Raw genomic sequence first — 17,352 nt, 5'->3', positions numbered from 1 at the left:
CTGGACCTGAGCGCCTACGCCGGCCGCCATCCGGTCGAGCTGATCGGCGGGGTCCGCTTCCCCGCCATCGGTGAACTGCCGTACCTGCTGACCCTGGCCGGGCACGGCTTCTACTGGTTCCGGCTGCGCAAGGACGCCCCGGACGCCGCCGTCTGAACCGCACGGGCGGGGTGCCGGTTTCCGCCGCCCCGCCCGTGGGCACGCGTCAGTCACACCCGACCAGCGATTGGACGCGACGCCATGTCGGACGCCATGTCGGACGCCTTGTCGCACGCCGTCACCCGCTCCGTCGCCGCCGGCCCGGCTCTGCTGACGTCGCTGGACCCCTTGCTGCGCCAGTGGCTGCCCCGGCAGCGCTGGTTCGCCGGCAAGGGCCGCCCGGTCACCGGATTCTCGCTGGTCGCAGCCACCGAGCTGCTCCCGCTCGACGCCACGCCGGGCCTGTACCACCTATTGGTGCGGGCCCACCAGCCGCCGGTGCGGGTCGTGGGCGCCGGCCTCGAAGCAACGATCCCGCACCCCGGCGACTGCTACCAGCTGCTCATAGGTGTGCGCGAGGCGCTGCCGCCCCGGCTGGCGCCCGCGCTGATCGGCCACGTCCACGCCGGCCCGCTCACCGGACGCACCGTGTACGAGGCCCTGTACGACCCCCGGCCCGCCGCGTTCGTCCTGGAGGCGCTGCGCTCCCGGGCCCGCATCGGCGGGCTGCGTTTCGAACGCCGCACCGACATCAAGCCCCACCTGGTGCCGCGCCTGCTGACCGGCGAACAGTCGAACTCGTCCGTCGTCTACGGAGACACGTTCATCCTCAAGCTGCTGCGCCGCGTGGTGCCCGGCGTCAACCCCGGTCTGGAGCTGCCGCTGGCCCTGGCCCGCGAGGGCTGCCCGCGGGTGCCCGCCCCCACGGCCTGGGTGACCGCCGAAGCCGCCGAGCCGGGCGCGGAGGGACCGTACGTCCTCGCGGTGCTCCAGCCGTATCTGCAGGGCGCCACGGACGGCTGGGAGCTGGCGCTGCGCGGGCCGGCCCAGGGCGAGGACTTCACCACCGAGGCCCGGGCCCTGGGCCGCGCCACGGCCGAGGTGCACACCGCGCTCGCCCGGGCCCTGCCCACCGTCACCCTCGGCCGTCTCCAGCTCCGCTCGATGGTGGAGGGCATGACCGCGCGCCTGGAGGCGGCCGTCCAGGCGGTGCCCGTGCTCAGTGCGTACGCGCCCGCGCTGCCCTCGGTCTACGAGGCGCTGGCCGCCCTGGCCGCCGAGGGTCACACCTTCACCGCGCAGCGCATCCACGGCGACCTGCATCTGGGGCAGTTCCTCCGCGCGCCCGCCGGGGACTGGTCGCTGATCGACTTCGAGGGCGAGCCGGCCAGACCGCTGGCCGAGCGGCGGATGCCGCAGCCGGCGGTGCGTGACGTCGCCGGGATGCTGCGCTCCTTCGACTACGTGGCGCACACGGCCGGCGGCCCGCCCGCCCTGGAGTGGGCGGCGGCCTGCCGGGCGGCGTACTGCACCGGGTACGCCGAGGCCGGCGGGCAGGATCCGCGCACCGACCCGGTCCTGCTGCGCGCCTGCGAGACCGACAAAGCGGTATATGAAGTGGTCTACGAGGCCCGGCACCGGCCCGACTGGCTCCCGGTACCGCTGTCGGCGGTACGCCGCCTGGCCGGCTCGGGCCCCGCATGAGGCGTGCGGTCCGCCGCCCCGCCGTCCGCCGCGCCCAGCCCGATCCGCCCGTGCCACTCGATCCGCCCGCCCCGTCCTGACCGTCCCGCCCGTCCTGACCGTCCGACCTCGCGCCGAGGAGGCTGCCCCGTGATCGACCGCCCCGCGTCCAACGGCCCGGAACCGCACGCCACGGCCGGGGCAGCGGGCCCCGAGCGGCCCGCGGCCGGGCGGAAGGCCACCGGAGCGCGGACGGCCGCCCAGGGGGCCACGGCCGAACGGGCGGCCTCCGAGCGGCCTGCGGCACCGCGGACCGGCGCCGGGAAGGCCGCAGCGAAGATGCCCACGGCGACAGCACCCATGGCCAAGACGTCTACGGCGAAGACGTCCACAGCGAAGACACCCACGGCGAAGACACCCACGGCGAAGGCGGCCACGGCGAAGAAAGCGGCAGCGAAGAAGGCCACCGCGGGGAAGACGCCCGCCAGGAAGGCCGTCGCGAAGAAGGCCGGCGGCGGTAAGGCGGCCTCCGCCGGGAGAACCGCACCGGCCGGCGTCACCGCCCGGCCGGCAGCGGACCCGGCCGCTCCCCTTCCCTCCCCCGTGCCGGCGCCCGCCTCCCCCGCCGTCCCGTTCGAGGACCGTGAGCGCCTGCTCGACGGCACGCACCACGACCCGCACGCCGTGCTCGGCGTCCATCGGGTGCCGGGCGGGATCGCGGTGCGGGTGTTCCGGCCGTACGCCCTCGGGGTGACCGTGCACGCCGAGGGGATGCGGGTCAAGCTGCGGCACGACGGCAACGGGTTCTTCTCGGCGCTGCTGCCGGTCGCCCGGGTCGACCGGGTCCCCGTCTACCGGCTCCAGGTGGCATACGAGGGCACGGTGCTGGACGTCGACGACCCCTACCGTTTCCCGCCGACGCTCGGCGAGCTGGACCTGCGCCTGATCGGTGAGGGACGGCACGAGGAGCTGTGGCGGGTGCTGGGGGCGCACCCGATGACCCACCAGGGGGTGAGCGGCACCCGGTTCTCGGTATGGGCGCCCGATGCGCGGGGCGTACGGGTGGCCGGCGACTTCTGCCTGTGGGACGGCACCGCGTATCCGATGCGGTCGCTGGGCACGAGCGGGGTGTGGGAGCTGTTCGTGCCGGGGATCGGCGAGGGCGAGCTGTACAAGTTCGAGATCACCCGGCCGGACGGCTCCCGGACGCTGCGCGCGGACCCGATGGCCCGCCGCACCGAGGTGCCGCCGGCGACCGCGTCGGTCGTGCACGCCTCGCACCATGAGTGGGACGACGCGGAGTGGCTGGCCCGGCGTGCCGAGCGGCCCGCGCACGAGGCGCCGATGTCGGTGTACGAGGTGCACCTGCCGTCCTGGCGGCCCGGCCTGTCGTACCGGGAGCTGGCCGAGCAGCTGCCCGCCTACGTCAAGGATCTCGGCTTCACGCACGTGGAGCTGATGCCGGTCGCCGAGCATCCCTTCGGCGGCTCCTGGGGCTACCAGGTCACCTCCTACTACGCACCCACCGCGCGCCTGGGCACCCCCGACGACTTCAAACACCTGGTGGACGCCCTGCACCGGGCCGGCATCGGCGTGATCATGGACTGGGTGCCAGGGCACTTCCCGCGCGACGACTGGGCGCTGGCCGAGTTCGACGGGCGCCCGCTGTACGAGCACTCCGATCCGCTGCGGGCCGCGCACCCCGACTGGGGCACCCTGGAGTTCGACTTCGGCCGCCGCGAGGTGCGCAACTTCCTGGTCGCCAACGCCGTGTACTGGTGCGAGGAGTTCCACATCGACGGGCTGCGCGTGGACGCGGTGGCCTCCATGCTCTACCTGGACTACTCCCGCGAGCCGGGCCAGTGGACGCCGAATCCGCGCGGCGGCCGGGAGAACCTGGACGCGGTGGCGTTCCTGCAGGAGATGAACGCGACCGTGTACCGCAGGGTGCCGGGTGTGGTGACCATCGCCGAGGAGTCCACGACCTGGGACGGGGTGACCCGCGCGACCCACCACCGCGGCCCGAGCGGCTTCGGCGGCCTCGGCTTCGGGCTGAAGTGGAACATGGGCTGGATGCACGACTCGCTGCGGTACATGCGCCACGACCCGGTCCACCGCCGGTACCACCACGGCGACATGACCTTCTCGATGGTGTACGCCTACAGCGAGAACTATCTGCTGCCGATCTCGCACGACGAGGTGGTGCACGGCAAGGGCTCGCTGGTGTCGAAGATGCCGGGCGACTGGTGGCAGCGGCGCGCCAACCTGCGGGCCTACCTGGGCTTCATGTGGGCCCATCCGGGCAAGCAGCTGCTGTTCATGGGGCAGGAGTTCGCGCAGGGCTCCGAGTGGTCGGAGACCCGCGGCCCGGACTGGTGGCTGCTGGACCCGTCGTACGGTGCGGCCGCCGACCACCGGGGTGTGCTGGACCTGGTACGCGACCTGAACACGGTGTACCGGGCGACGCCCGCCCTGTGGGAGCGGGACGTGTACCCCGACGGTTTCCAGTGGATCGTCGAGGACGCCGCGGACGACAACGTGCTGGCGTTCCTGCGCCGCGACGGCCGGGGTGCCCCGCTGCTCGCGGTGTCGAACTTCTCCGCCGTGCCGCGCCCCGGCTACCGCATCGGTGTCCCGGACGACGTGCCCGCCTGGGTGGAGGTGCTCAACACCGACGCGGCCCGCTACGGCGGCAGCGACGTGGTGCACCCGGGCCGGGTCGAGCCGGAGCCGCAGGGCCGCCACGGCCGCCCCGCGAGCATCCGGCTCACCCTGCCCCCGCTGGCCACGGTGTGGCTGCGGCCGGCATAGGGCCCCTTTTCTTCCCGATCGGCTTCTTCCCGATCGGCCTCGAACCCGGCCCCTCCGGTCAGGCCAGGGCCTCGGCCAGCGCCGCCGGCAGCTCGCCGGTGTGCACGATGCCCAGCCGCTGCGTGGCTCGGGTCAAGGCCACGTACAGGTCGCTGGTGCCGTAGCGGGCGGGCTCGATCACGAGCACGGAGTCGAACTCCAGCCCCTTGGCCTGGCGCGGGTCCAGCAGGACCACCGTGCGGGTCAGGTCGGGCTCGGCGCCGGCGGTGACCCCGTCCAGCCGGGCGGCCAGCGCGCGGTGCAGCTCACGCGGGGCGATCACCGCGAGCCGGCCCTCGTCGGGCGTCAGGTCCGCGACCGCCTTCCGCACGGCACCGGGCAGGTCGTCCGTGGCCCTGGCCCAGGGCCGCACCCCGGTGGAGCGCACCGAGCTCGGCGGCTCGAACGCCGGATTCTCGGCGCGGACCACCGCCGCGGCGACCTCCATGATCTCCGCGGGCGTGCGGTAGTTGACGCCCAGCCGGGTGTGCTCCCAGCGGTCCTCGACATACGGGGCGAGGATGTCCTCCCAGGAGCCGACCCCGGCCTCCTCCGCGGTTTGCGCCGGGTCGCCGACCAGGGTCATCGAACGGGTCGGGCAGCGCCGCATCAGCAGCCGCCACGCCATCGGCGACAGCTCCTGCGCCTCGTCGACGATGATGTGCCCGAACGCCCAGGTGCGGTCGGCCGCGGCCCGCTCGGCGGCGCTGCGGTGGTCGGCCTCCTCGTGCCGTTCGGCGAACCGCTCGGCGTCGATGATGTCGTGCGCCGCGAGGACCTCGGAGTCCTCGTCGTCCTTGTCCTCGAACTCGTACGTCCGCGACGCGTACGACACGTCCAGCACACCCTGCGCGTACGCCACCTGCTGCGCACGCTCCCGCTCGGCGCGGGCCCGGGCCATCCGGTCGTCCTCGCCCAGCAGTTCGGCGGCCTCGTCCAGCAGCGGGACGTCGGCGACGGTCCAGGCGCGGGTCACCGGCCTGCGGACGGCGGCGGCGTCCTCGTCGCAGAGGTATCCCTCCGGCTCGGCCAGGAGGTCGGCGACCAGCTGCTGCGGGGTCAGCCGCGGCCACAGCTGGTCGATGGCCGCCCAGACTTCCGGGTTCTCGGCCAGCTCGTCACGGATCTGGGTGATGTCGGAGGCGTCGAGAAGGCTGGTGCCGTCGTAGGGGTCGGTGCCGACGCGTTCGGCGTACAGATCGGTGAGCGTGTTGAGGATGTGGCCCTCGAAGTGCTCGCGGGCCAGGTTGTGCGGCAGCTTCGTGGCACGGGCCCGGTCCCGGGCCACCCGGACCAGGTCGTCGTCGAGCATCAGCACCTCGCGGTCGTGCTCGACGGGGATCACCGGGTCGGGCAGCGCCTGCCGGTCCCGGACGACGGCGGCGAGCACGTCGGCCATCTCGGCACGCCCCTTGACGGCGGCGGCCTCGGGCGTGTCGGTGGCGGTGGCCTTCACGCCGGGGAACAGCTCGCCGACGGTCGACAGCAGCACCCCGGTCTCACCGAGCGAGGGCAGCACCTCGCCGATGTAGCCGAGGAACGCCGGGTTCGGTCCCACGATCAGCACCGCGCGCCGGGCGAGCAGCTCCCGGTGCTCGTACAGCAGGTAGGCGGCCCGGTGCAGGGCGACGGCGGTCTTGCCGGTGCCGGGGCCGCCCTCGACCACCAGCACACCCCGGTGCGGGGCCCGGATGATGCGGTCCTGGTCGGCCTGGATGGTGCGCACGATGTCGCTCATCCGGCCGGTGCGCGCGGAATTCAGCGCGGCCAGCAGCACCGCGTCGCCGTTCGGGTCCTCGTGACCGGTGCGGGTGGTGTCCGCCAGGTCGAGGATCTCGTCGTGCAGGGCGGTGACCCGGCGGCCCTCGGCAGAGATGTGCCGGCGGCGGCGCAGCCCCATCGGGGTGTGCCCGGTGGCCAGGTAGAACGGCCGGGCGACGTCCGCCCGCCAGTCGATCAGGATCGGCGTGCGCTCGGCGTCGTCGGCGCGCAGCCCGATCCGGCCGATGTGGTGGCCGGTGCCGTCGGCCATGTCGATCCGGCCGAAGCACAGCGAGCCGTCCACGGCGTTCAGCGCGGCCAGCATCGCCGAGCGTTCCGCGACCAGGATGTCCCGCTCCAGCCGGGCCTGCATGGGCTTGTCGCCCTGCTTCAGCGCGTCCGCGACGGAGGCCTCGGTGGCGCCGCGCAACGCGTCGACGCGCGCGTACAGGCCGTCGATGAATTCCTGTTCCTGCCGCAATTCATCGTCGTGCCATGCGGTGTTTGACAATTTCGCTCCCGCCCGGATATACTGTGCACGTAAGGAGTGTTTGGTGGAATGACTTCCGAGAAGTCACGAATCACCGAATATACGCAAGGGAGTCCCCGGAGCGCAAAGGCTCGGGGATTTTTTGCTGCCCGGGTGAGCCTGTCCGCCCGGTCCGCTGGACGGCCGCCCTCTGCCTCTGTGCTTCTCTGTCCTCACCTTGCGTCGAAGGGGCGGACATCGCCCGCAAGGCGCGCTACCGTGCGGCAGATGAGGTCCGTCACCGTATCGACCGAGGTGCCGTACACACCCGAGCAGGTCTACGACTTCCTCGCCACCACGGCTCACCACGAGCGGTTCACCGACCACTACCTCACCGACTGGCGCCACAGCGGCCCCGCCCGCGGCATCGGCTCGCGCGTCACGGTCACCGCCGCCCTGGCCGGCACGAAGACCGACGTGACCATCGAGGTCGTCGAGGCCGACCCGCCCCACCGCATCGTCGAACGCAACATCAGCGCCGCCGGCCGGCGCCTGGCCCACGGCACCTACACCATCGCACCGCTGCCGTCCGGGAGCCGCGTCTCGTTCACCTACGCCTGGGTGCGCGCCCCGCTCGCCGACCGCCTGCTGGCACCCCTCGTCCGTGCCGTCATGCGCCGCGCCAACGAGACGGCCATGCGCCGCCTGGCCATCGAGCTGGGACGTTATGTGTCCGGCTCCTGATGAGCCGTCGGGGCATGACGGGCGACGACCTTTCGGCGCCCCTGGCCCACCGGCCGGGGACGACCTGCACGCCGGCCGGGCCGACGACGTGCACGCAGGCCCGGCCGGACGACGTGCACACAGGCACACGCGCGCCCGGCACGGCCACCGCCATCGTGCCGATCGCAGCTCGCGACGCGATGCCGTGAGACGCTGCTCGCGTGATCGCCAAGCTGCAGTGTGTGGTACTGGACTGCCCCGATGCCGTCGAGCTGGCCCGGTTCTACCAGTCGCTCCTCGGCGGCGAGGTGAACCGGCCGGACCCCCGGTGGGAGCTGGACGACGACTGGGCGACGCTCCACACCGACGGGCTCGTGCTGGCCTTCCAGCGGGTCGAGAACCACCGGCCACCCCAGTGGCCGGACCCCGCCCGGCCCCAGCAGTTCCACCTCGACCTGGGCGTCGACGACCTGGACCGGGCCCAGGACCAGGCCCTCGCCCAGGGCGCCGCACTGCTCGACGCGGGGGACGGCGACCGGAGCTGGCGCGTCTTCGCAGATCCGGCGGGGCATCCGTTCTGTCTGGTCCGGGAGTGAGGCGAAGGGGAGTGCGGGCTGGTACGGCCATCCAGCCGATCCAGCCGTCACGGCCACCCCACCTGCCCGCCTGTGCAGCGAGGGCCCTGAGACGCATGCACAACCACCCTGCGATTCCCGCACCCTGCGTTGAGCAAGCTCTCCGGGTCCCCTTCTTGGTCTTGTGTCGCATGGGATCCGCGATGCCGCACCCTCGCCTGACCACTGCGCGTGGGCTCTGTCCGTCGTGGCCGCGACACCCTGCTCGCCGGCTGCTCGGTCTCGGTCAGCGTCGACAAGTCCGAGCCGAGCCGGTCACCCCCGGCAAGGCCACCACCCGGATCGGTCCCTCACAGGTGGCCTCCGTCCGAGCAATGACCGAGAAGGTCGCAGACATTCTCGACGAGTTCGGCGCCGGCCACGCTCGCCCGATGGCCGCAGCGTTCCTTGTCAACACGGTCGGCCCCTGGCTGCGCGCCCAGGCATCCGAGTCGGTGAAGCGGGACATGCTCGCCGCTGCCTCCGACCTGACCTACCTAACCGGCTGGATGGCCATGTACGAAAAAGCCCATGGGCTGGGCCAGACCTACTACACCAAAGCGCTGAAGCTCGCAGACGAGGCTGGCGACCATGTCACCTACTGCCGGACCCTGCGCGGCATGTCACTTCAGGCGTCCAACCTCGGTCACGGCCGGTTGGCGTTGCAACGGGCCGACTCCGCAGCTGAGGCGGCCCCGGCCGCCGGCCCGCGCCTGGTCGCCTTCCTCCGCGGCCAGCAGGCCCATGCCGCCGCCATGGTCGGTGACCGGCACACCGCCCACACCCGGCTCCGGGAAGCGGAGACGGCCCTGTCCAAGGCCGACAACCGTCGCGACGCCATCGGCGGGTACGACCAGACCGCCTACCTCTTCCACGTCTCTCATGTCCTGATGGAGGAAGGCGACCTCACCGGCAGCATCAAGGCCTTGAAGCAGTCCATCCGCGTCCAGTCGGCACAAGAGCGGCAGGGACGCACACACGCCTACGCGGTCCTCGCCCAGCGCCAACTGCGGCTCGGCCACTTTGGAAGCCTCCTGCGAGTCCTGGAGGCGATTCCTCGACGAATACGAGCACGTCCGTTCTGTACGCGGCGACGACCACTTCGCCACGATGCGCGCCGATCTCGCACCGTATTCGCAGGCACGAGCAGTGAAGAACCTCGCCGACCGCATCCAAGAGGTCGCCGCGGCCAAGGCTGCCTGACGCATGGGCAATGCCGTACAAAAGCAGAAGCACACCACCGTTCGCCGCAGCCCCTTGGCCGAGAGCGCGCCATTGCTTCAGAAGAAAAGCGCATACACCGGCGCGGGGACGCCCCTAGGATCGGGCGAGCCAGGCCGCATGACAGACCCCAAAGGACAGTAGGTACCTTTTGTCGGACTCGGTGAAACTCATGAGAACCACGGCTGCCGTACGGTAACTCCTCAGGTCGTGTCCTCTGCTCCCCGCGCAGGCGGAAATGAACCCCCGAAGACGCGGCCGCCGATCTCCGTCCGCTGCTGCTCCCCGCGCACGCGGAAATGAACCCATGCCACGACGTCATGCGCTCGGAGGCGAGCCGGCGTCCTCCCCGCAGCGGCGGGCGCACGGCGCCGCTGCGGAGGACAGGGAGACAACGCCAGCCTGCGGCGAGGCTTCGGGCCGCCCGGCGCCGTCCGCTCAGACGAGCGCGCCCGCCTTCTCCTCCACCTCCAGCAGGGAGTCGCTGCGGCGTTCCTCGTCGAAGGCGCGGCGGCCGCCGCGCAGGCCGAAGAGGCGTTTGGTGACCGCGATGTAGAGGACGGCGAGGATGTTGAGGACGAGGGTGCCGATCTTCACCGCGCTGACGTGTTCCGTCAGCTCGTAGACCTCAAGCGGCAGGAACGCGGCCGTGGCCACCACCGTCAGGTACTCGGCCCAGCGTTTGGCCCACCACAGACCGACGGCCTCGACGATCTCGATCAGGGCGTAGGCCAGCAGCAGGCCGGCGACCGTGAGCAGCGTGGAGCGCCGGTAGCCGAAGGCCTTCTGGATGGTGCCGACGACCGGTGAGTGGTCGAGGTCGTAGTGGAAGTGCTGGAAGACGGGGCGGAAGACGTCCAGGTATTCGTCGAACAGCCGGTGCACGGCGTCCTGGCTGTTGCTGAACTTCCAGACCGCCACCGCGACCAGCACGATGAACACGCCGCGCACGGCCCGTTCGAAGGCGAGGAAACGGAGGACGAGCAGGTCGCGCAGCACCTTTCCGCGCGGCACCAGCGGGGCCTGGGCCGTCGGGCCCGAGCCCTGCGGCTCGCCCAGGACGAAGTCGCCGCAGCGCAGGCAGCGCCACACCTCGCCCAGGGCGGTGTCGCCGTGCAGCCGGATGCGCAGACGCGGGTCGTCCGGCGCGTAGGTCACATGGCCCTTGCGTGCGCAGGTCCGTCGGTTCCAGTCGATCGCCATCCCCCGGGTGCCTCCATCGAACTGTGTGCGTACATGTGCAGAACCGTGCCGAGCCGGTCGGGTCCGGCCGCGGCACGGTAGTGCACCCGGGTAAGAGACGCGGGGTGACGAGCTTCAGTTCGCCGCGTCGCGCGCGGGTTCCTTCGTCTCCGCAGCCACCTCCGTCTGCGTCTCCTCCGTCTCCTCCGTCTCCTCCGTCTCCTCCGTCTCCTTCGTCTCCTTCACCTCGTCCGTCCGCTCAAGCCCGGCGACCTGCTTCGTCTCGCCGCCCACCGGCTGTGCTCCCTCTGCCGGCTGCGCCTCGCGCGACTCCCCCTTCCCCGCCCCCCGCGGCAGCAGCAGCCCCACGGCGACGGTGCCGACGGCGAGGACGATCGCGCCGATCAGGCTGGTGTGGGCGACCGCGTCGGCGAAGGAGGTGCCGACGGCGTCGGCCATCCGGCGGGCGCCCTGGGCGAGTTGGGTGGCCTGGGCCTTGAGCTGGGCGGCCTGCTGGGGGTCGGCGGCCTGGGCGGCCTGGGCGGCGAGATCGCGGGCCGTGTCGCCGATGCCCTGGGCGACGGCGTATCCGGCGCCGACGGAGTCCTGGGCGGTGGCCAGGGCGCCGGCGGGGAGCTTGCTACCGGCGACGGCGTCGGCGAGCCGGTCGGAGTACGTCGTGGAGAGCAGGGAGCCGAGGATGGCGATGCCGAGGGAGCCGCCGAGTTCAAGGGAGGTGTCGTTGACGGCGCCGCCGACGCCCAGGTCGGACTCCGGGAAGGAGCCCATGATCGCGTCGGTGCAGGGGGACAGGGCGAGACCGATGGCGAGGCCCAGGACGACCAGGGGGAGCACGAGGTCGCCGTAGGCGGAGGTGCCGTCGACACGGGTGAGCAGGGCCAGTGCGGCGGTGCCGCCGGCCATGCCCGCGGTGACCGTCCACTTCATCCCGACGCGCGGGGTGAGGTAGCCGGTGAGGGCCGCGCCGACGAAGACGGCGCCCGCCAGCGGGAGCATCCGCACGCCGGTGTCCAGCGGGCCGTAGCCGAGGACGAACTGCAGGTGCTGGGTGAGGTAGTAGAAGGCGCCGAAGACGGCCAGGAAGAACAGGGCGACGGCGAGGTTGGCGCCGGCGAAGCGGCGGGCGGTGAAGCGGCGCACGTCCAGGATCGGGTGCGGGTGGCGCAGCTCCCACAGGACGAAGGCCAGCAGGCCGGCGCCCGCGACGGCGGCGGCGGTGACGGCCTTGGTGTCCCAGCCGAAGTGCGGGCCCTCGATGATCATGTAGACGAGGGAGCCGATCCACAGGACGGACAGCAGGCCGCCGATGTAGTCGATGCGCCGGGTGTGGCCGGCCTTGGAGGGCGGGACGAGGACGAAGGCGGCCAGCAGTGCGAGTGCGGCCACGGGCACGTTGATCAGGAAGGTCGACGCCCATCCGTGGCTCTTGAGCAGGGCGCCGGCGACGACGGGGCCGGCCGCGATGGCGAGTCCGGCGGTGGCCGTCCACAGGGTGATCGCCTTGGCGCGTTCGGCGCGCGGGAAGGTGGCGGCGAGCAGGGACAGCGTGGCCGGCATGATCAGCGCGGCGCCGACGCCCATCACCGCGCGGGCCGCGATGACGGTGGCCGCGCTGTCCGCGAGGGAGCCGAAGACGGCGCCGCCGCCGAAGACGACCAGGCCGAGCACGAGGGCGCCGCGGCGGCTGTAGGTGTCGCCGATCGCGCCGAGCAGGAGCATCAGGGCCGCGTAGGGCACCGTGTAGGCGTCGATGACCCACTGCAGGTCGGCGCTGGACAGGCCCAGGTCGCGGGTCATGTCGGGCGCGGCCACGGTGAGGGCGGTGTTCGCCATCACGATGATCAGCAGGCTCAGACAGAGCACGAGGAGCGCCCACCAGCGCCGGGCGTAGGGGCGGTCCATCTCCTCGGCGGGTTCGGTCAGGACCAGTGGCATGACTCGGGTCGCCTTCCTCGGGTGCGGGACGAACACCGCACAGTGAATTGCACAATGGCGTGCAACTGCACAGCCGTGTGCAATGTACGACGTTGCACAGTACTGTGCAAATCCCTGGGAAGGCAGAATGGCAGCCATGACCACGGGCTCCACCAGTCGCGCCGACGCGAACCGGCGCCGCATCCTCGACGTCGCCCTCGCCGAGCTGCTGCGCGACCCCGACGCGTCCATGGACCAGATCGCGCGGGCCGCGGGGGTGGTGCGGCGCACGGTGTACGGCCACTTCCCCAACCGTGAGGCGCTGATCGGCACGCTCGTCGACGACGCGGTGCAGGCGCTCGCGGCCGCACACGCGGCGGGGCGCGCCGGTGTGGAGGACCCGGTGGAGGCGCTGGCGCGCTGTGTGCTGGCGGTCTGGCCCATCGCCGACCGTTACCGGCTGCTGGTGGCGCTCGCCCAGCGGACGGTCACCATGCAGGGCATCCGCGAGCGGCTCACGCCGGTGCGCAGCAGCAGTGTGGAGCTTCTGCAGCGGGGGCTGGACCAGGGCGGGTTCCGGTCCGCGCTGCCCGCGCCCGCGCTCGCCTATGTGGTGGAGCAGATCCTGTTCGGGCTGATGGAGGCGGTGAACGACGGCCTGGTGCCGCCCGGTGAGGCGGCCCGCGCGGCCGCGACCACGGTCCTGACGAGCGCGGGGGTGCCGGCGTCCCGGGCCGCGACGCTGGTGGGCCGGATAGCCGAATAGCCGGACAGTCGGACAGGGGGCCGACCGCCCCGCGACACGGCACACCGGCGGCCGGGCCCCTCGTGAGGTCCGGCCGCCGGCGGTGGGGCGGTGCGGACGGCCGGACGCCCGGCCCCCGCTCGGTGACGGGGCCGGGCGTCCGGCGTCACATGGGGCGGCCGTCGCGGCCGGCCCGAGGTCAGGCGGTGGCCAGCTCCTTGTGGCCGTCCCCGCGCTGCCCGGGGAGGTCCTCGGAGCCGTCCTCGGAGTCGTCCAGCAGCATCCGCTCGTCGAACGGCAGCTCACCGGCGAGCACGCGCCGCACCCGGTCCTTGTCCACCTCGTGGGTCCAGGTGCCGATCAGCAGGGAGGCGACGGCGTTGCCCGCGAAGTTGGTCAGGGCGCGGGCCTCGCTCATGAAGCGGTCGATGCCGACGATCAGGCCGACGCCGTCGACCAGGGCGGGCTTGTGGGACTGCAGGGCACCGGCGAGCGTGGCGAGCCCGGCGCCGGTGACACCGGCGGCGCCCTTGGAGGCGATCATCATGAACAGCAGCAGGGTGATCTGCTGGCCGATCGACAGCGGCTGGTCCATGGCGTCGGCGATGAACAGCGAGGCCATGGTCAGGTAGATCATGGTGCCGTCGAGGTTGAAGGAGTAGCCGGTCGGCACCGTGATACCGACGACCGGGCGGCTGATGCCGAGGTGCTCCATCTTGGCGATCAGGCGGGGCAGCGCCGACTCCGACGACGAGGTCGACAGGATCAGCAGGAACTCGCGGCCCAGGTACGTCAGCAGCCGGAAGATGTTGACGCCGGCCACCAGGCGGGTCATCGCGCCGAGCACCACGATCACGAACAGCACACAGGTGACATAGAAGCCGATCATGATGGTGGCCAGCGCCTTCAGGGCGTCCACGCCCGTCTCGCCGACGACGGCGGCCATCGCGCCGAAGGCGCCGACCGGGGCGGCCCACATGATCATGGCGAGCACGCGGAAGACCAGCCGCTGGATGTGCTCGATGCCGCGCAGCACGGGCTCGCCCTTGCGGCCCATGGCCTGCAGCGCGAAGCCGACCAGCAGGGCGACCAGCAGCGTCTGCAGCACCTCGCCCTCGGTGAACGCCGAGACCAGCGTGGTCGGGATGATGCCCAGCACGAAGTCGACCGGGCCCTCCTTGGCGGCGTCCGCCTGGGCGTGGCCGACGCCCTTGACCGCCTCGGTGAGGTGCATGCCGCTGCCGGGGTGGACGAGGTTGCCGATCACCAGGCCGATGGCCAGGGCGACGAACGACATGACGATGAAGTAGCCGAGGGCGAGCCCGCCCACCTTGCCGACCTTGGCGGCCTTGCGGACCGACCCGACGCCGAGCACGATCGTGCAGAAGATGATCGGCGAGATCATCATCTTGATCAGGTTGACGAAGCCGGTGCCGAGCGGCTTGAGCTCCTTGGCGAAGTCCGGTGCGGCGAATCCCACGATCACGGCGAGGACCACCGCGGCGATCACGGCCAGGTACAGATAGTGGGTGCGGTCCCGCTTGGCTGCGGGGCCGGAACCTGCGGCGGGTGCGGCAGGTGCCGTATCGGCTGCACTGCTCACGAGCGGCCCTCCTTGACGACGTCGTCGGCATCACCGGCGTGCGGCTCACGTCCGGGGTTTCGGGGACCTGGTGACTATCTCGCGCCGTGTGAGGGCGGTCACCCTTCCGTTCATTTAGTTCACGCCACGACGAAAAGGCAGACTGGCGGCATGCGCATACCCGCCCTTCCGCTACCTCGCAGCCTGGCGGGCCAGCTCTTCGCGATGCAGGCCGTGCTGCTCGCTCTCGTCGTGGCCGGATATGCGCTGTTCACCTACGTCAGCGACCGCGGGCAGGCGGAGGAGGCGGCCCGCCGCCAGACCACCGCGGTGGCCCGCTCCATCGCCGACTCCCCCTCGGTGCGGGCCGCGATCCACAGCGCCGATCCCACGGCCCGGCTGCAGCCGTACGCGCTGAAGGTGCAGCGGGACACCCAGGTCGACTTCGTGACGATCATGAACCCGGAGGGCATCCGCTGGACCCATCCGGATGCGGACCAGATCGGCAAACGGTTCCTCGGCACCACCGGCCCCGCGCTGAAGGGCCGGTCCTTCACCGAGACCTACACCGGCACCCTCGGGCCCTCGGTGCGCGCGGTCACGCCCGTGCAGGACGCCGACGGCCGCGTGATCGGCCTGGTCAGCGCGGGCATCACGGTGGAGGTCATCAGCGAGCGGGTGCGCGAGCAGGTCACCGCGCTGTTCGTGGTCGCGGGCGGCATCCTGGTGGTCGGCGCGCTGGGCACCTATGTCATCAACGCCCGGCTGCGCCGGCACACCCACGGCATGGGCGCCGACGAGCTGAGCCGCATGTACGACTACCACGAGGCCGCGCTGCACGCGGTGCGCGAGGGGCTGCTGATGCTGGACGCGCAGCACCGGGTGGCGCTGATCAACGACGGCGGGCGGGAGCTGCTGGGGCTCGGCGGCCCGGAGGCCGAGCCGGACGTGGTGGGCCGGTCGGTGGCCGAGCTGGGGCTGCCGGCGCCGCTGACGGGGGCGTTGCTGGCCTCGGAGCCGCGGGTGGACGAGGTGCATCTGACCGCCTCTCGGGTCCTGGTGGTGAACACCTCGCCGGTCTCGGGCGGGCAGCGCCGCGGCACGGTGGTGACGCTGCGGGACGTCACCGAGCTGCAGGCGCTGATGGGCGAGCTGGACTCCGAGCGCGGCTTCACCCAGGCGCTGCGCTCCCAGGCGCACGAGGCGGCGAACCGGCTGCACACGGTGGTGTCGCTGATCGAGCTGGGCCGGGCGCAGGAGGCCGTGGAGTTCGCCACGGCGGAGCTGGAGCTGGCGCAGGCGCTGACCGACCAGGTGGTCGCGGCGGTCAGCGAGCCGGTGCTGGCGGCGCTGCTGCTCGGCAAGACGGCGCAGGCCAATGAACGCGGGGTCGAACTGGTGATCGGCGAGGACAGCGGTCTGGACGACGGGCTGCTCCCCCGCAGCCTGCCGTCCCGGGACCTGGTGACCATCCTCGGCAATCTGGTGGACAACGCGGTCGACGCCGCCCAGGGCAGCGTCCCGGCCCGGGTGGAGGTGACGGTGCGCACGACGGGCGACGAGCTGCTGCTGCGGGTGGCGGACACCGGTCCGGGCGTGGATCCCGCCCACGCGGACCTGGTGTTCCAGCGGGGATTTTCGACCAAGCCGACGGGGCCGGGCGGCCGCGGGCTGGGTCTGGCCCTGGCACGGCAGGCGGTGCACCGGCACGGCGGGACGCTGACGGTGCGGGAGGCCGAGGAGCGCGGCGCGGTCTTCGAGGCACGGCTGCCGCTGGGGGACGGGCCCCGGCGGCGCACGGACGACGACGCGCTGTCCCCGGCGGCCGGAGGCGCGGCATGACGGCGGAACCGGAGCCCATCCGCGTGCTGGTCGTCGAGGACGACCCGGTCGCCGCGGACGCGCATGTGCTGTACGTGGAACGGGTGCCGGGCTTCGTCGCGGTCGGCAAGGCCCGCACCGGCGCCGAGGCCCGGCGGGCGCTGGAGCGCACCCCGGTGGACCTGCTGCTGCTCGACCTGCACCTGCCGGACGTGCACGGACTGCAGCTGGCCCGCACCCTGCGGGCGGCCGGTCACCTCGCCGACGTGATCGCGGTGACCTCGGCGCGGGATCTGGCGGTGGTGCGGGAGGGCGTGTCGCTGGGGGTGGTGCAGTACGTGCTGAAACCGTTCACGTTCGCCACCCTGCGGGACCGCCTGATGCGCTACGCCCTGTTCCACGCGGCGGTCGGCGAGGCAGGCGGTCAGGAGGACGTGGACCGGGCGCTGGCGGTGCTGCGGGCCCCGAGTCCGCCCGCGCTGCCCAAGGGGCTGAGCGCGCCCACGCTGGAGCGGGTGACGGGCGCGCTGCGCACGGCGCCGGACGGCCTGACCGCGGCCCAGCTCGCCGAGGCGGTGGGCATCTCCCGGATCACCGCCCGCCGCTATCTGGAGCACCTGGTGCACACCGGGCGCGCGGCCCGCCGCCCGCTGTACGGGCAGGTGGGCCGCCCGGAGCTGGTGTACCGGTGGGTGACGGGCGCCGGGAGCGGAGCACGCTGAGCGCCGGCGCGGTCGCCGCACCCGGCGCGCCGCGCACACCAGCGGATCACCGGCGTACGGCCGCG

The 17,352-nt window shown here is 72.5% G+C and carries 12 protein-coding genes and 1 pseudogene; 9 read left to right on the top strand and 4 right to left on the bottom strand.

Going from position 1 to position 17,352, the window contains the following annotated elements; all coding sequences use genetic code 11:
* From IE286_RS06760 to glgB, 3 genes are all read left to right on the top strand, one after another.
* The coding region (locus tag IE286_RS06760) for an alpha-glucosidase C-terminal domain-containing protein (protein ID WP_189795685.1) at nt 1-156 on the top strand (156 nt) is incomplete at its 5' end.
* A 108-nt stretch (nt 157-264) separates the two neighbouring features.
* The gene (locus tag IE286_RS06755) at nt 265-1,683 is read left to right on the top strand and encodes a maltokinase N-terminal cap-like domain-containing protein (RefSeq protein WP_189795714.1); all 1,419 of its coding nucleotides are present in this window, start codon (nt 265-267) and stop codon (nt 1,681-1,683) included.
* A gap of 129 nt (nt 1,684-1,812) precedes the next feature.
* Complete coding sequence (gene glgB / locus IE286_RS06750; RefSeq protein WP_372462516.1) at nt 1,813-4,473, top strand: 1,4-alpha-glucan branching enzyme; 2,661 nt, start codon at nt 1,813-1,815, stop codon at nt 4,471-4,473.
* A 58-nt stretch (nt 4,474-4,531) separates the two neighbouring features.
* Here the strand turns inward: glgB and IE286_RS06745 are convergent, their stop codons facing one another.
* Complete coding sequence (locus IE286_RS06745; protein WP_189795713.1) at nt 4,532-6,754, bottom strand: HelD family protein; 2,223 nt, start codon at nt 6,752-6,754, stop codon at nt 4,532-4,534.
* A 276-nt stretch (nt 6,755-7,030) separates the two neighbouring features.
* On the opposite strand from IE286_RS06745, the gene IE286_RS06740 reads away from it, so the two are divergent.
* From IE286_RS06740 to IE286_RS06730, 3 genes and pseudogenes are all read left to right on the top strand, one after another.
* Entirely contained in the window at nt 7,031-7,486 is a 456-nt protein-coding gene (locus tag IE286_RS06740; RefSeq protein ID WP_189795684.1) for an SRPBCC family protein, read from the top strand.
* Nucleotides 7,487-7,686: 200 nt separating this feature from the next.
* Entirely contained in the window at nt 7,687-8,061 is a 375-nt protein-coding gene (locus IE286_RS06735; protein ID WP_189795683.1) for a VOC family protein, read from the top strand.
* Nucleotides 8,062-8,156: 95 nt separating this feature from the next.
* A pseudogene (locus IE286_RS06730) lies at nt 8,157-9,282 on the top strand (NsdA family TPR-like regulatory protein).
* A 456-nt stretch (nt 9,283-9,738) separates the two neighbouring features.
* Here IE286_RS06730 and IE286_RS06725 read toward each other — a convergent pair.
* Nucleotides 9,739-10,503, bottom strand: a complete 765-nt coding sequence (locus IE286_RS06725) for a DUF2127 domain-containing protein (RefSeq protein WP_189795682.1) — start codon at nt 10,501-10,503, stop codon at nt 9,739-9,741.
* 114 nt (nt 10,504-10,617) lie between these two features.
* The gene (locus IE286_RS06720; protein WP_189795681.1) at nt 10,618-12,438 is read right to left on the bottom strand and encodes an MFS transporter; all 1,821 of its coding nucleotides are present in this window, start codon (nt 12,436-12,438) and stop codon (nt 10,618-10,620) included.
* 127 nt (nt 12,439-12,565) lie between these two features.
* On the opposite strand from IE286_RS06720, the gene IE286_RS06715 reads away from it, so the two are divergent.
* Nucleotides 12,566-13,183, top strand: a complete 618-nt coding sequence (locus tag IE286_RS06715; RefSeq protein WP_189795680.1) for a TetR/AcrR family transcriptional regulator — start codon at nt 12,566-12,568, stop codon at nt 13,181-13,183.
* 178 nt (nt 13,184-13,361) lie between these two features.
* On the opposite strand, the gene IE286_RS06710 is transcribed toward IE286_RS06715, so the two are convergent.
* The gene (locus IE286_RS06710; protein ID WP_189795679.1) at nt 13,362-14,765 is read right to left on the bottom strand and encodes a cation:dicarboxylate symporter family transporter; all 1,404 of its coding nucleotides are present in this window, start codon (nt 14,763-14,765) and stop codon (nt 13,362-13,364) included.
* Nucleotides 14,766-14,915: 150 nt separating this feature from the next.
* On the opposite strand from IE286_RS06710, the gene IE286_RS06705 reads away from it, so the two are divergent.
* Nucleotides 14,916-16,586: a sensor histidine kinase gene (locus tag IE286_RS06705; RefSeq protein ID WP_189795678.1), complete on the top strand. Its 1,671-nt coding sequence runs from the start codon at nt 14,916-14,918 to the stop codon at nt 16,584-16,586.
* Nucleotides 16,583-17,287, top strand: a complete 705-nt coding sequence (locus tag IE286_RS06700; protein ID WP_189795677.1) for a response regulator — start codon at nt 16,583-16,585, stop codon at nt 17,285-17,287. The genes IE286_RS06705 and IE286_RS06700 overlap by 4 nt, the downstream gene beginning before the upstream one ends.
* Nucleotides 17,288-17,352 lie beyond the last annotated feature (65 nt).

The organism is Streptomyces thermodiastaticus (genome assembly GCF_014656135.1).
Lineage (GTDB): Bacteria > Actinomycetota > Actinomycetes > Streptomycetales > Streptomycetaceae > Streptomyces > Streptomyces thermodiastaticus.
The sequence above is the reverse complement of the archived record's forward strand: the minus strand, read 5'-3'. Positions and strand labels throughout refer to the sequence as shown.

Bases quoted from the DNA above. Each gene is read 5' to 3' on its own strand.
- IE286_RS06740 (WP_189795684.1), top strand. From the start codon at position 7,031: ATGAGGTCCGTCACCGTATCGACCGAGGTGCCGTACACACCCGAGCAG.
- IE286_RS06725 (WP_189795682.1), bottom strand. From the start codon at position 10,503: ATGGCGATCGACTGGAACCGACGGACCTGCGCACGCAAGGGCCATGTG.
- IE286_RS06720 (WP_189795681.1), bottom strand. From the start codon at position 12,438: ATGCCACTGGTCCTGACCGAACCCGCCGAGGAGATGGACCGCCCCTAC.
- IE286_RS06715 (WP_189795680.1), top strand. From the start codon at position 12,566: ATGGCAGCCATGACCACGGGCTCCACCAGTCGCGCCGACGCGAACCGG.
- IE286_RS06705 (WP_189795678.1), top strand. From the start codon at position 14,916: ATGCGCATACCCGCCCTTCCGCTACCTCGCAGCCTGGCGGGCCAGCTC.
- IE286_RS06700 (WP_189795677.1), top strand. From the start codon at position 16,583: ATGACGGCGGAACCGGAGCCCATCCGCGTGCTGGTCGTCGAGGACGAC.